Source organism: Streptomyces dysideae, from assembly GCF_001514305.1.
Classification (GTDB): domain Bacteria; phylum Actinomycetota; class Actinomycetes; order Streptomycetales; family Streptomycetaceae; genus Streptomyces; species Streptomyces dysideae.
Window position 1 is genome coordinate 90154 of the sequence record NZ_KQ949075.1, and the last position, 13334, is coordinate 103487.

At 71.6% G+C, this 13334-nt stretch carries 12 protein-coding genes and 1 pseudogene; 7 read left to right on the forward strand and 6 right to left on the reverse strand.

The window, feature by feature from the left end:
- Positions 1–10 precede the first annotated feature (10 nt).
- Positions 11–244 (forward strand): hypothetical protein, encoded by a 234-nt coding sequence (locus AQJ91_RS00365; RefSeq protein ID WP_067014425.1) that lies wholly within the window; start codon positions 11–13, stop codon positions 242–244.
- Here AQJ91_RS00365 and AQJ91_RS00370 read toward each other — a convergent pair.
- Positions 245–496: pseudogene (locus AQJ91_RS00370) on the reverse strand (MFS transporter); the annotation flags it as partial.
- An 83-nt stretch (positions 497–579) separates the two neighbouring features.
- Entirely contained in the window at positions 580–1182 is a 603-nt protein-coding gene (locus AQJ91_RS00375; protein ID WP_067014431.1) for a MurR/RpiR family transcriptional regulator, read from the reverse strand.
- A gap of 80 nt (positions 1183–1262) precedes the next feature.
- On the opposite strand from AQJ91_RS00375, the gene AQJ91_RS00380 reads away from it, so the two are divergent.
- From AQJ91_RS00380 to AQJ91_RS00390, 3 genes are read left to right on the forward strand one after another with little or no spacing between them, the layout of a single operon-like run.
- Complete coding sequence (locus AQJ91_RS00380) at positions 1263–2357, forward strand: sialidase family protein (RefSeq protein ID WP_067014434.1); 1095 nt, start codon at positions 1263–1265, stop codon at positions 2355–2357.
- Positions 2358–2394: 37 nt separating this feature from the next.
- Positions 2395–3111: an NADPH-dependent F420 reductase gene (gene npdG, locus AQJ91_RS00385; protein WP_067014438.1), complete on the forward strand. Its 717-nt coding sequence runs from the start codon at positions 2395–2397 to the stop codon at positions 3109–3111.
- Between the two features lie 56 nt (positions 3112–3167).
- Positions 3168–3350, forward strand: a complete 183-nt coding sequence (locus AQJ91_RS00390) for a hypothetical protein (protein ID WP_067014441.1) — start codon at positions 3168–3170, stop codon at positions 3348–3350.
- Here AQJ91_RS00390 and AQJ91_RS00395 read toward each other — a convergent pair.
- Positions 3340–4140 (reverse strand): site-2 protease family protein, encoded by an 801-nt coding sequence (locus AQJ91_RS00395; protein ID WP_067014444.1) that lies wholly within the window; start codon positions 4138–4140, stop codon positions 3340–3342. The two genes, AQJ91_RS00390 and AQJ91_RS00395, sit on opposite strands and share 11 nt — an antisense overlap.
- A gap of 115 nt (positions 4141–4255) precedes the next feature.
- On the opposite strand from AQJ91_RS00395, the gene AQJ91_RS00400 reads away from it, so the two are divergent.
- Positions 4256–4954, forward strand: a complete 699-nt coding sequence (locus AQJ91_RS00400) for a DUF6578 domain-containing protein (RefSeq protein WP_067014447.1) — start codon at positions 4256–4258, stop codon at positions 4952–4954.
- A gap of 72 nt (positions 4955–5026) precedes the next feature.
- Positions 5027–8452 (forward strand): AfsR/SARP family transcriptional regulator, encoded by a 3426-nt coding sequence (locus tag AQJ91_RS00405; protein WP_067014451.1) that lies wholly within the window; start codon positions 5027–5029, stop codon positions 8450–8452.
- Between the two features lie 26 nt (positions 8453–8478).
- On the opposite strand, the gene AQJ91_RS00410 is transcribed toward AQJ91_RS00405, so the two are convergent.
- The 3 genes from AQJ91_RS00410 to panB form a co-directional block, all read right to left on the reverse strand.
- The gene (locus AQJ91_RS00410) at positions 8479–9288 is read right to left on the reverse strand and encodes an ABC transporter permease (protein WP_067014454.1); all 810 of its coding nucleotides are present in this window, start codon (positions 9286–9288) and stop codon (positions 8479–8481) included.
- The gene (locus AQJ91_RS00415) at positions 9285–10310 is read right to left on the reverse strand and encodes an ATP-binding cassette domain-containing protein (protein ID WP_067014457.1); all 1026 of its coding nucleotides are present in this window, start codon (positions 10308–10310) and stop codon (positions 9285–9287) included. The genes AQJ91_RS00410 and AQJ91_RS00415 overlap by 4 nt, the downstream gene beginning before the upstream one ends.
- A gap of 344 nt (positions 10311–10654) precedes the next feature.
- The gene (panB, locus tag AQJ91_RS00420) at positions 10655–11530 is read right to left on the reverse strand and encodes a 3-methyl-2-oxobutanoate hydroxymethyltransferase (RefSeq protein WP_067014460.1); all 876 of its coding nucleotides are present in this window, start codon (positions 11528–11530) and stop codon (positions 10655–10657) included.
- A 241-nt stretch (positions 11531–11771) separates the two neighbouring features.
- On the opposite strand from panB, the gene AQJ91_RS00425 reads away from it, so the two are divergent.
- Positions 11772–13331: an MFS transporter gene (locus AQJ91_RS00425; RefSeq protein WP_067014463.1), complete on the forward strand. Its 1560-nt coding sequence runs from the start codon at positions 11772–11774 to the stop codon at positions 13329–13331.
- The last annotated feature ends 3 nt before the right edge of the window (positions 13332–13334 follow it).

The following is a 13334-nucleotide window of genomic DNA, read 5'->3' on the forward strand; positions in this document are numbered from 1 at the left end:
GGAGCCTGTCATGGCCCTGTTCAAGAAGCGGACGGTCGGGAAGCCCGGCGAGTGGTACTACTGCCTGGTCCACAAGAAGGTCGAGGAGGGCCCCGAGTGCCCGGCCAAGGACCGGTTCGGCCCGTACGCCACCCGCAAGGAGGCCGAGCACGCCATGTCGCTCGCCCGCGAACGCAACCTGGAGTGGGAGAACGACCCGCGCTGGCACGACGCGCCGACGAGCGGCGCGTCGGACGAGGACTGATCAGGCCGGGGTGGGTGCGGCTGCCGCCGCCCGCTGTTCCCGCTGCCGCAGCGCGTGTTCGTTCGTCCGCACGTCGTACGTCATCGGCTTCGGCAGGCACAGCGCCAGCAGCCCCACCGCGCCCACGCACAACAGCCCGCCCGACCACACGGACGTCCGTACGCCCTTCCAGGCGGCGACGCCGCCCACCCTGGTCTGTCCGAGCTGCGGGCCGACCGAGTACGACAGCAGCTTTTCTGGCCGCAGGCGGCCTCCCGCGAGGCGCAGCCGGCTGTTGGCCCCTCTGCCGAAGGCAGGATCCCGAGCGAGTCGGGTGGGCGGTTGGGCAAAGGTAGTCACCAAGGCGCCGGTGGCGGTGCTGTCAAGGTGTCCGCCAGGCTTGCGAGCCTGTCCCGGACACGGCGTCGACCCCTTGGTGCCGGCAAGGAGTTCTCCCCCGTCGCCGCGCTCACCAAGTGCTGCACCGTGTCCAGGTCCAGGTCCGTCCCCTCCGGTACCGCCAGAGACTCGTGCGCCATCGAGGCCAGGTCCCCGTTCCCGGCCCCGAGCGCCAGCACCGTCGCCCCGGCCCGCCGGGCATCGTGCACCCGTTCCAGGAGGGGAGTCCCCGGGCCGTCCGGTGAAACCACCAGCAGCGTCTCGCCCCGCCGTGCCGCCGCCAGCCTCCCCAGACCGACGGCCAGATGAGCGGGGTCCGAGGGACGCGCGTCGTGCCGTACCAGAGTCGGCGCCAACTCCGGCGTACCGGACCACGCGGCCTCGTCCACCAGATGCGCCGCCAGATGCCACGGCTCGTACGACGGCGTGCCGACCAGCAGCAGACCGCCCCCGTGCGACACCACCGACCCCCGCAGCGCCCCGGCGAACCTCCGCGTGGCCCCCAGCCACTCGGTCCCGGCGAGCACTTCACGCAGCAAGGCGACACGTACGGCATCCATGTGACCGCATCCTGCCGCAACCGACCACTCGTGACCCGGAGTTCACCCCGAATTCGCCCAACTTGGGCAAGGGGACCGCCATGGCAGACAGCAGCGTCCCCTTCCACGCCGGCCGTGAGGGCTACGCGAGCTTCCGGATCCCGGCCGTGGTCACCAGCCAACAGGGCACCGTGCTCGCCTTTTGCGAAGGTCGCGTCGAATCGGCCCGCGACCACGGCCACATCGACATCGTGCTGAAGCGGTCCACGGACGGCGGCCGTACCTGGGGCCCCATGGCCGTCGCCGCAGACAACGGCAGGCACCTCGCCGGCAACCCCGCCCCCGTCGTCCTCGACACCGGCCGCATCCTGCTCGTCTACATCCGCTCCACCGCCACCGCCACCGAGGACGCCATCCTCCGCGGCGAGGTGAGCGATGCCGACGGCCGCCGGATCTGGGTGCGTCACAGCGACGACGACGGCCTCACCTGGTCGAGTTCGAGGGAGATCACCGCGCAGGTGAAACGGGCGGGATGGCGGTGGTACGCCACCACCCCCGGCCATGCGATCCAGTTGCGCACCGGCCGCGTCGTCGTCCCCGCCAACCACACGATCCCGCCCACCGGCACCGACGACGGCACCGAGGCCGGCTACAACAGCGGCCACTGCCTGCTCAGCGACGACCGCGGCGCCACCTGGTCGATCGGCTACGTCGACGAGAACACCGACGGCTACGTCAACGTCAACGAGACCACCGCCGCCGAACTCCCCGACGGCCGCGTCTACTTCAACACGCGTAACGACACTGGTAGTTCCCGCCCGCCCTCCCTGTCACCCGGCAACCGCGCCGACGCCCACTCGAAGGACGGTGGGAAGACACTGGTGAAACCCTTCCGTCCGCAGGCCTCACTGCCCGCCCCCGTCTGCCAGGCCAGTGTCCTCCAGCTCCGCGACCCCGACCTGCTCCTCTACTCCGGCCCCGCCGACCCCACCGCCCGCGCCCTGATGACGATCCGCGCCTCCACCGACGGCGGCAGCACCTGGCGCCCGTCGTTCACGGTCGACGGTCTGCCCGCCGCGTACTCCGACCTGGTACGGATCGACGCCGGCACCGTCGGACTCCTCTACGAGACCGGTGACTTCGGCCCCTACGAGACGATCACCTTCCTGCGGGTGCCCGTGACGCGGCTCACCTGACCGTCAGGGCCGGCCGGGGCGGACGTAAAGTCGGCCCATGACCACTACCGACAGTGCTGCACAGACCCCCGCGAAGGCCCCCGCCAAGGACCCGTGGGACCTCCCCGACGTCTCCGGGCTCGTCGTCGGCGTACTCGGCGGGACCGGGCCGCAGGGCAAGGGCCTCGCCTACCGGCTCGCCAGGGCAGGCCAGAAGGTGATCATCGGCTCGCGGGCCGCGGAGCGCGCGCAGGCCGCCGGCGAGGAACTCGGGTACGGCGTCGAGGGCGCCGACAACGCCGAGACCGCGCGGCGCAGCGACATCGTGATCGTCGCCGTGCCGTGGGACGGACACGGCAAGACGCTGGAGTCCCTGCGCGAGGAACTGGCCGGCAAGCTGGTCGTCGACTGCGTCAACCCGCTCGGCTTCGACAAGAAGGGCGCCTACGCCCTGAAGCCCGAGGAGGGCAGCGCCGCCGAGCAGGCCGCCGCCCTGCTGCCGGACTCCCGGGTCACCGCGGCCTTCCACCATCTGTCCGCCGTGCTGCTCCAGGACCCGGAGATCGACGAGATCGATACCGACGTGATGGTCCTCGGCGAGGTCCGGGCTGACGTCGAGATCGTCCAGGCCCTCGCCGGCCGTATCCCGGGGATGCGTGGTGTCTTCGCGGGCCGGCTGCGCAACGCCCACCAGGTCGAGTCGCTGGTCGCCAACCTGATCTCGGTGAACCGCCGGTACAAGGCGCACGCGGGACTCCGCGTCACGGACGTATGAGTGGATGGGGGACACTGGTCGGCACAAGCAGTGTCCCCCGACAGGAGCCCATCGACATGCCCCGCCTCGCCCTCTACGCCCTTGTCGTCTGCGTCCTCGCCGTGGCCGCGGCGGTCGTCTCCTTCGTGCAGGGCAGCTTCCTGGGGATCGTGTGGGTGCTGCTCGCGGGCCTGTCCTCCAACATGTGCTGGTACTACCTGAAGCGGGACCGGGCGGCTCGGAAGTCCGTCACGAGCTGACCGCGCAGAACTCGTTCGAGCCCTGCCAGAAGCGGTACAGGTCCTGACCGCAGTACGTCTCGAAGTCACTGATCCCGAGACCGCGCAGGATCGTGTCGACCACGTCGAAGAACGCGCCGTTGATGGACGGCACCCACAGCAGCGCGAACACGAACAGCAGCCCGAAGGGCGCGAACGGCTCCACCTGGCGCTTGATGTTGTACGACAGCCAGGGCTCGAGCACGCCGTAGCCGTCCAGGCCGGGCACCGGCAGGAAGTTCAGGATCGCGGCGGTCACCTGGAGCAGCGCGAGGAAGGCCAGCGCGAACCGGAAGTCCCGCGGCACGCCGTCCAGCGCGTCCAGCCAGAACGGGGCCGTGCAGATGATCGCGAACAGGACGTTCGTCAGCGGACCCGCCGCCGAGATCAGACTGTGCCGCCACCGCCCCCGGATCCGCCCGCGCTCGATGAAGACGGCACCGCCCGGTAGACCGATGCCGCCCATGATCACGAAGATTACGGGGAGCACGATGCTGAGCAGGGCGTGCGTGTAGGCGAGAGGATTGAGGCTCAGGTACCCCTTCGCGCCCACAGTGATGTCGCCGCTGTGCAGGGCCGTGCGGGCGTGCGCGTACTCGTGCAGACAGAGTGAGACGATCCACGCGGCGGTTACGAACAGGAACACGGCCACACCGGGCTGCTCGGCGAACCCGGTCCAGGTGGCCCAGCCTGTCACCGCCGTGACAGCGAGGATCCCGACGAAGACGGGACTGACCCGCCGGTCGCTGCGGCGGATGGCGGTGCTGGTCATGGGGCTCCCTGGACTCTCGTGCGCAAGTGGGGACTGGCTGGGACTGCCCGACCGTACCGGGCGTACGGGGAAAACGTCTCGCGGCCGGTCACTGGTTCCGGAGAAGGTGGGGGACATGGGGCTCTGGCATGTGTTCTACGAGGACTGGCAGATGGAGTGCTGCGGTACGCCGTTCTCGGTGGGGGACGAGGTGAGCTGGCCGATGATGATCGTGGACGCCGACGCGGTGCTGGGCGGCGGCTGGCACGACCAGCTCACCAAGGTCGTCGGGGTGGTGGAGGACTGGGACGGTGTGCGGATCGTGCGGGACAAGACCGGCCTCATGGTGGCCCTGGGCGGGCGTGACGAGGACGACGACGAGGGCGAGGCGGACGGTCCGCGGTTGGGGGACCCGATACGCCGGGTCGGGCTGCTCTCGGTCGAGACGCACGGTGCCGAGTGGCCTGAGGTCGCGGGGCGGGTGCGGGCCGTGCAGGTGCTGACCCAGGGCTACGCCGAGGGGACGTCGGCGGCTTGGGAGCCGGTGCCCGGGGAGCGGTGGCTGCGCGCGGTGGACGAGTGCCCGAAGTGGTTCGCCGACAAGGCCGCGGGCAAGGGCGGCGACGGGCGGCCGCGGCGGCGCAGGGACGCGGGCGTGGTGGTCGCACTGGAGGTGCCGGGCACGGACTCCTGGCTGTCGTACGCCGTCCGCGAGGCGAGCGGCATCCCCCACGAAGGGGCCGCGCCGGGTGCGGAGACGGAGGGCCTGCCGGAGGACGCACTGGCGGCGTTGCTGGAGACCCTGAGCACGGTCCGAGGGCCGGGGGACGGGTGAGGCGGGGGCCGTCGCCACTCTGTCGCGCCGCGCCGCCCAACCCCGTGACCGGCCCCGAATCCACCGGAGACAATGAACCCCGTGCGCTATCGCATCCTCGGCACCACCCAGGCACTGCGCCCCGACGGCAACCCCGTCCAGGTCGGCGGGGCGCGGCTGCGTGCGCTGCTGACCGTGCTCGCGCTGCGGGCCGGGCGCGCCGTGCCCGCGGGGCTGCTGGTCGACGAGGTGTGGGACGGTGACCCGCCCGCCGACGCGCCGGGCGCGCTGCAGGCGCTGGTCGGCCGGTTACGCCGGGCGCTCGGCGCGGACGCGGTCGTCTCGGCGGAGGGCGGATACCGGCTCGCCGCCCCTCCCGACGACATCGACCTGCACCGCTTCGAGCGGCTGGCCGGCGAGGGCACCCGCGCGCTGGCCGACGGCGACCCCGCCAAGGCGGCCGGCGTCCTCGACGACGCCCTCGCCCTGTGGCGCGGCCCCGCGCTGGCCGACCTGCCCGACCGTGCGGCGGAGGCGGCCCGCTGGGAGGCGCGGCGCCTGGACGCCCTCCGCGCCCGCCACACCGCCGCCCTCGCCCTGGGCCACGCCGAACAGTCCCTCCCCGAACTGACCGCCCTGTGCGACACCCACCCCCTCGACGAACCCCTCCAGGCCCTCCGCCTCCGCGGCCTCCGCGCCGCGGGCCGCACGGCGGAGGCACTGGCCGCGTACGAGGACGTACGACGGCTGCTCGCGGACCGGCTGGGTTCGGATCCAGGGCCGGAACTACGGGCGCTGCACGGGGAGTTGCTCCGGCCGGGGGAGTGGGACGGGGGTGGCGGCGCGAGCACCACAGCCGTGCCCGGCGATACGCAGACCCCCGCAGCGTCCGCCAGGGCTCGTGCCGCTGCGGCTGACGCCCCGGCGTTACCCGGCACCGCACAGCCCCTCGCGCCCGGCACCACGAACCCCCCCACCTCACCCCCACCCCCAGCCCCCGGCATCCTCCGAGCCCGCCTCACCTCCTTCGTCGGTCGTGAAGCCGATATCCAGGCCATCCGGGGCGACCTCGCGACCACCCGGCTGGTCACGCTGCTCGGTCCCGGCGGGGCCGGGAAGACGCGGCTGTCGCAGGAGGCCGCCGAGACCGTGCGGGACGCAGTCCGGGACGGTGTGTGGCTGGCCGAGCTCGCGCCCGTCGACGACCCCGAAGCCGTACCGGAGGCCGTGCTCACCGCCGTCGGCGCCCGCGAGACCGTGCTGTACGGCGCGGGGGCTGAGGCCATGCGCGCCGGGTCCGACCGGCACGACGATCCCATCGAGCGGCTCGCCGAGCACTGCGGCAAGCGGCGCATGCTGCTGATCCTCGACAACTGCGAGCATGTCGTCGACGCCGCCGCCCGGCTCGTCGAGGAGCTCCTGGAGCGCTGCCCGGAGCTGACGGTGCTGGCCACCAGCCGTGAACCCCTCGGCGTACCGGGGGAGTTGCTGCGGCCCGTGGAGCCGCTGCCCGAGCCGGTCGCGCTGCGGCTGCTCGCCGACCGCGGGGCCGCCGCCCGGCCCGGCTTCCGTGTCGACGGCGACGAGGAGACCGCGGCCGCGTGCGCCGAGATCTGCCGACGTCTTGACGGACTGCCCCTCGCCATCGAGCTGGCGGCCGCCCGGCTACGGATGCTGACGCCACGTCAGATCGCCGACCGGCTCGACGACCGCTTCCGTCTCCTCACCTCAGGCAGCCGTACCGTCCTGCCCCGCCAGCAGACCCTCCGGGCCGTCGTCGACTGGTCCTGGGAGCTGCTGGACGAGGACGAACGGGACGTGCTGCTGCGGCTGTCCGTGTTCGCGGGCGGCTGTGATCTCGCCGCCGCCGAGGCCGTCTGCGGGCCCGCCGCCCTCGAGGCGCTCGGCTCGCTCGTCGACAAGTCCCTGGTCGTGGCGGCGCCCACGCCGGACGGCGGTGCCGGGAGCGCTATGCGCTACCGGCTCCTGGAGACCGTCGCGGAGTACGCGCGCGAACGGCTCGACGCGTCCGGGCAGCGGGCGGACGCCGAGCGCGTGCATCTGACGTACTACCGCGAACTGGCCCGCACCAGTGACCCGTTGCTGCGCGGCCACAGCCAGGTCGCCGCCATCGCACGGCTCGAGCGCGAGAGCGAGAACATCCGCGCCGCCCTGCACCACGCCGTCGCCGCACGCGACGAGCAGGAGGCGCTGTGTCTCGTCCTGTCGATGGCCTGGTACTGGCAGATGCGTGGCCTGCGGATCGTCGCCCGCAACTGGTCCCGCGAGGTCCAGGGTCTCGGTCCCGACCCCTTCGCGGAGCCCGTCCGCCCGGCCGCCCCGCTGTGGGAGCGCTGCACGGACACGCCGCCGCCGTGGACCGGCGAGGTACTCGCCGAGGCCCGGCGCGGCGTTCATCTGGTCCATCTCGCCTGTATGGACACCGAGTTGGATGCCTGGCAGACGCCCCAGGCGCAGGCGAAGCTGCGGAGCATCGCCGCGACGTACGAGCCCGGACTGCCGCAGGCGTGCCGTTCCCCCGGTTCCCTGTGGTTCTTCGCCGTCCTGCTCACCGGGGACATGGAGCGGGTGCGGACGATCGTCGACGCCGCCGTCGACACCTGCCGCGGTGTGCCCGGCTACGAGTGGGACCTTGCCGCCAATCTGCACATGCGGGCCAACCTGCGCGCCAACCGCACCGAATGGGCCGGCGACGCCACCCGCGACGCCGACGAGTCGCTGGCGATCTACCGCCGCCTCGGCGACCTGTGGGGCACCGCCGAAACGTTCGCCGCGCGCGCCCAGGCGTATGAGCGCAGGGGCGAGTACGGTGCCGCCGCCGCTGACTACGGGACGGCGATCGAGCACGCCGGACGCCTCGGTGCCCGCGCCCAGACGGATGTGCTCAGCGCCCGGCTCGGCAGTGTGCTGATCGAGGCCGGCGCGGGAGAGCGCGGCGAACGCCTGCTGCGCGAGGTGATCGACCGTGAGAACGGCCCGGCCGAGCAGGCGATGCCCTTCGCCCGGCTCATCCTCGCCGGCCGGCTCGGCATGACCGACCGGATCCCCGAGGCACGGGAGCAGCTCCGGCTGCTGCGCGAGCAGTTCAAGCTCGCCCACTTCGTCATCTTCGACGCGTACATCCTCGGCGCCGAAGCCTGGGTGGACGCGGTCGACGGCCGCTACCCGGAGTCCCTGGCCACGATCAGGCGCGCCCTGGCACACGCCGAGGACCCGCTGTCCGAGGCCATCGCCCCGCAGATGCGCTCCGGGTACCTGACCATCGCCGCGTTCGCCCTCGCCCGCGTCGACGGCGGCCGCCGCGCCCGCGACGCGGCCCGCTTCCTCGGCGCCGCCGACGCGCTGCTGCCGCCCCGGCACGTCGCGTCGACCCAGGAGCGCGAGGTGTACGACCGGGCGGTGCGGCACACCCGGGCCGTTCTCGGCGACGCGGCGTACGAGGCGGCGTACGCGGAGGGCGGCGGCTTCTCCTCGCGGGAGGCCGCCGCCCTGCTCTGACGCGTACCGGCGCGGGCCCGGGTGCGTCAGCTCTTGGTACGGAACTTGTGGATGGCGACCGGTGCCATGACCGCCGTGATGGCCACCGACCACCCCAGCGTCACCCACAGGTCGTGCGCGACCGGGCCGCCCACCATCAGGCCGCGGGCCGCGTCCGCCAGCGTGGACAGCGGGTTGTAGTCGGTGAACGCCTGCAGCCAGCCCGGCATCGAGTCCGTCGGGGCGAAGATCGACGAGCCGAACTGCAGCGGGAACAGCACCAGGAAGCCCATCGCCTGCACCGACTGCGCGTTCTTCAGGACCACGCCCAGGGTGAGGAACACCCACATGATCGACGAGGCGAACACCGCGGACAGACCCACGGCCGCGAACAGACCGGGCCAGCTGGCGATGTCGAACCCGACCGCGACGGAGACGATCATCAGCACGGTCGTCGCGAACAGCATCCGCACCAGCTCGACCGAGACCTTCGCGAACAGCACCGAGCCGCGCCCGATCGGCAGGGACCGGAAGCGGTCCATGACACCGGAGTTGAAGTCCTGGCTGAAGCCGGTGCCGACGCCCTGGGACAGCGTCATGCTCATCATCGCGATCATGCCGGGGATCACGTACTGCACGTACCCGTCCTGCCCGCCGCCCAGGGCCTGCCCGATCGAGCCGCCGAAGACGTACACGAACAGCAGCGTGAAGACGACCGGCATCAGCAGCGCGTCGAACATGGACTCCGGGTCCTGCCGGATCCACAGCAGATTGCGGCGGATGAGGGCACCGGTGTGGCGCAGGTGGCCGCGCAGCGGAATGCGGGCGTCGGTGGGGGTGACGGTGGCGGCGCTCATACGGTGACCTCCTCGCGGGCGTCCGCGGGCACGGTGTCCTGCGGGGCACTGGCGCGGTGGCCGGTGAGGGACAGGAACACCTCGTCCAGGCTGGGCAGTTCGGTGGAGACTGAGGAGAGCGTGATGCCACGCGCGGTGATGGCGCCGACGATCGCGGTGAGCTGCTCGTCGCTGAGGACGGGGACGAGCAGGGTGCCGGTCTCGGTGTCCACGGTGGTGGAGGCGAGGCCGGTGATGCCGAGTTCGTCGAGGTAGCCGGCGAGGGGCCGCAGTTGCAGGGCGTCGGCCGGCCGTACCCGTAGCGTCCGCCCGCCGACCTTCGCCTTGAGCTCCTCGATCTCGCCGCCCGCGATGACCTTGCCCCGGTCGACGACGGTCAGCTCGGAGGCGAGCTGTTCGGCCTCCTCCATGTACTGGGTGGTGAGCAGCACGGTCACACCGTCTCCGACCATCCGCTTGACCTCGTCCCACACCTCGTTGCGGGTCCGCGGGTCCAGCCCGGTGGTCGGCTCGTCGAGAAAGAGAACGGCGGGCCGCCCGATCATGGAGGCGGCGAGATCGAGCCGCCGCCGCATGCCGCCGGAGTAGGTCGAGGCGGGCCGCTTGGCGGCGTCGGTCAGCGAGAACCGCTCGAGCAGCTCATCGGCACGCGCGCGTGCCTCTTTCCGTGGCAGATCGAGCAACCGCCCGATCATGTACAGGTTCTCCCACCCGGGCAGCTTCTCGTCCACGGAGGCGTACTGCCCGGTGAGGCCGATCACCCGGCGCAGCTGCCGGGGCTGCCGTACGGCGTCGTATCCGACGACGGTGGCCTGTCCCGCGTCGGGAGCGAGCAGCGTGGACAGAATCCGCACGAGGGTCGTCTTCCCGGCCCCGTTGGGCCCGAGCACCCCCATCACGGTCCCCTCCCGGACATCCAGGTCGACCCCGTCCAGCGCCTTGGTCTCCCCGTAGTGCTTCACCAGCCCCCGCACGGAGACGGCGACGTTCCCACCGTTGGCCTTCTTGTCGATGCGCGTCATGAGCAAGAAGCTCCCACCCCCCACCGACAAACGACCGACAGGTCGCCGACAGCGTGACAAACGACCGACAGCACCGAAGATTCCCCCGACGACGGCCGCAACCATCAATTGAGGAACCACGACGGCGAGCAACCACCTCCGCGAGAGCGGCGCCGGTTTAGGCGCAAAAGGGGCGTACCACGACGGCGAGCAACCACCTCCGCGAGAGCGGCGCCGGTTCAGGCGCAAAAGGGGCGTACCACGACGGCGAGCAACCACCTCCGCGAGAGCGGCGCCGGTTCAGGCGCAAAAACAGCCCCGCCGACGGGGGAAGATCGGCGGGGCTGTCATGGTGCCGCAATGGCTCAGTGGACGGAGTGCTCCTCCAGCGGGAACGTTCCGCCGACGACGTCCTCCGCGAACGCCTTCGCCGCGTTGCCCATGACCTCACGGAGGTTGGCGTACTTCTTCACGAACTTCGGGACGCGACCGCCGGTCAGCCCGAGCATGTCCGTCCAGACCAGCACCTGCGCGTCGGTCTCCGGCCCGGCTCCGATCCCGACCGTCGGGATGTGCAGCACCCGCGTCACCTCCGCCGCCAGCTCCGCCGGAACCAGCTCCAGAACGACCGCGAACGCACCCGCGTCCTGCACCGCCTTGGCGTCCCGCAGCAACTGCTGAGCCGCCTCCTCACCCCGCCCCTGGACGCGGTACCCCATGGCGTTCACCGACTGCGGCGTCAGCCCGATGTGCGCCATCACCGGGATCCCGGACTCGACCAGCAGCTCGATCTGCCGGTGGGAGCGCTCACCGCCCTCCAGCTTGACCGCCCCGACCCCGGCCTCCTTGACCAGTCGCGTCGCCGAGCGCAGCGCCTGCACCGGGCCTTCCTGGTACGACCCGAAGGGCAGGTCGCCGACGATCAGGGCACGCTGCGTGCCCCGTACGACCGCCGCGGACAGCATCGTCATCTCGTCGAGGGTGACGGGCACGGTCGTCTCGTACCCGAGGTGGCAGTTGCCCGCCGAGTCGCCGACGAGCATGACCGGGATCCCGGCCTCGTCGAAGACGGACGCGGTCATCGCGTCGTAGGCGGTGAGCATGGGCCACTTCTCGCCCCGCTCCTTGGCGGCGGCGATGTCGCGCACGGTGATACGGCGGGTGCCCTTCCCCCCGTACAGCGCCTTGCTGCCGTCGGAGGTTCCTGTGCTGGCACTCTGGGCAGCCGAGAGCTGCGTCATGGCAACGGCTCCTAACACGTCATCTCGAGGCGCCCTGACGGCGTCCCCGGATCCCCTCCATGGTGGCACCTCGTGCCACGCGCGGCCAGACCGGGGCGGGGGACGTGAGCTACGCGACGCCGTAGCCGACGTACGTCCTGCGCCGATGTGCGTCTTGCGTCCTAGGTCCGTTGTTAAGACCTCCGTAAAGGAATTCCGATACGAGACGGTGCCGTATCTTATTTCGCCTAGGCTCGCGGACATGACTACTCCTGCCGTCCACCGGCGCCGCTGGGTGATCCTCGGTGTCCTGATGCTCAGCCTGCTGATCGTCGTCCTGGACAACTCGATCCTGAACGTCGCCGTCAAGACGATCTCGACACCCGCCCCGACCGGCCTCGGCGCCACCCAGGGCGAGCTGGAGTGGGCGATCAACTCCTACACCCTCGTCTTCGCCGGTCTGCTGTTCAGCGCCGGGCTGCTGGGCGACCGCCTCGGCCGCAAGAGGGTCCTCCTCGGTGGCCTCGTCGTCTTCGGCATCGGCTCCGCCCTCGCCGCCTCCTCCGGCTCCCCGGCCGAGCTGATCGCCTTCCGCGCGGTGATGGGCCTGGGCGCCGCGTTCGTCATGCCGGCCACGCTCGCCGTCCTCATGAACGTCTTCGAGCGCGAGGAGCAGCCCAAGGCCATCGGGATCTGGGCCGGCGGTGTCGGGCTCGCCATCGCCATCGGGCCGATCACCGGCGGTGTCCTCCTCGACCACTTCTGGTGGGGCTCGGTCTTCCTCATCAACGTGCCGATCGTCGTCCTCGCCGTCGGCCTGATGCTGTGGCTGGTCCCCGACTCCCGCGACCCGAACCCGGGCCGGATCGACCCCGTCGGCGTCGTCCTGTCCGTCGTCGGCCTGGTCCTGCTCGTCTACGGCATCATCAAGGGCGGCCAGCTCGCCGACTTCACGGACGCGACCGTGCTGGCCACCATCGGCGCCGGTCTCGCCGTCCTCGTCGCCTTCGTGGTGTTCGAGAAGCGCAGCAGCCATCCGTCCATCGACGTCACGTACTTCCGGAACAAGGTCTTCTCCGCCGCGATCGCCGCCATCGCGCTGGTCTTCTTCGCGCTGATGGGCGTGACCTTCTTCTCCGTCTTCTACACCCAGAGCGTGCGCGGCTACTCACCCCTGCAGACCGGCCTGCTGATGCTGCCACTGGCCGTCGCCCAGATGGTCTTCGCGCCGCGCGCCCGGCTGGTCGTCGACCGCTTCGGCTACAAGGCCACGACCACCGCCGGCCTGCTGGTCATCGCCGCGACGCTGGCCGCGTTCGCCACGCTGGAGGCGGACACGCCGATCTGGATCCTCGAGGTGATCTTCTTCCTCATGGGCACCGGCATGGCGCACATCATGACCCCGGTCAGCGTCGTCATCATGCAGGCCCTGCCCCGCGAGAAGGCCGGCTCCGCCTCCGCCCTCAGCAACACCTTCCGCCAGGTCGGTGGCGCCCTCGGCATCGCCGTACTCGGCTCGGTCCTGTCGACGGCGTACCGGGGCGGCATCGAGGACAGCCTCGCCGTACTGCCCGCCGGCCTGCGGCACACGGCCGGCGAGTCCATCGAGGCGACCCTCGGCGTCGCCGCGAAGTTCGGACCGCGCGGCGAGGCCCTGGTCGGCCCGGCGCACGACGCGTTCCTGCACGCGATGCACGTCACGGCGCTGTGGGGAGCGGGAGTCGCGATCGCCGGCGCGGTGGTCGTGGCGCTGTTCCTGCCGGGGAGGCCGACGGTGCCTCAGAAGGAGCAGGGCGAGCAGGAGTTGGTGACGGCGGAGTAGGAG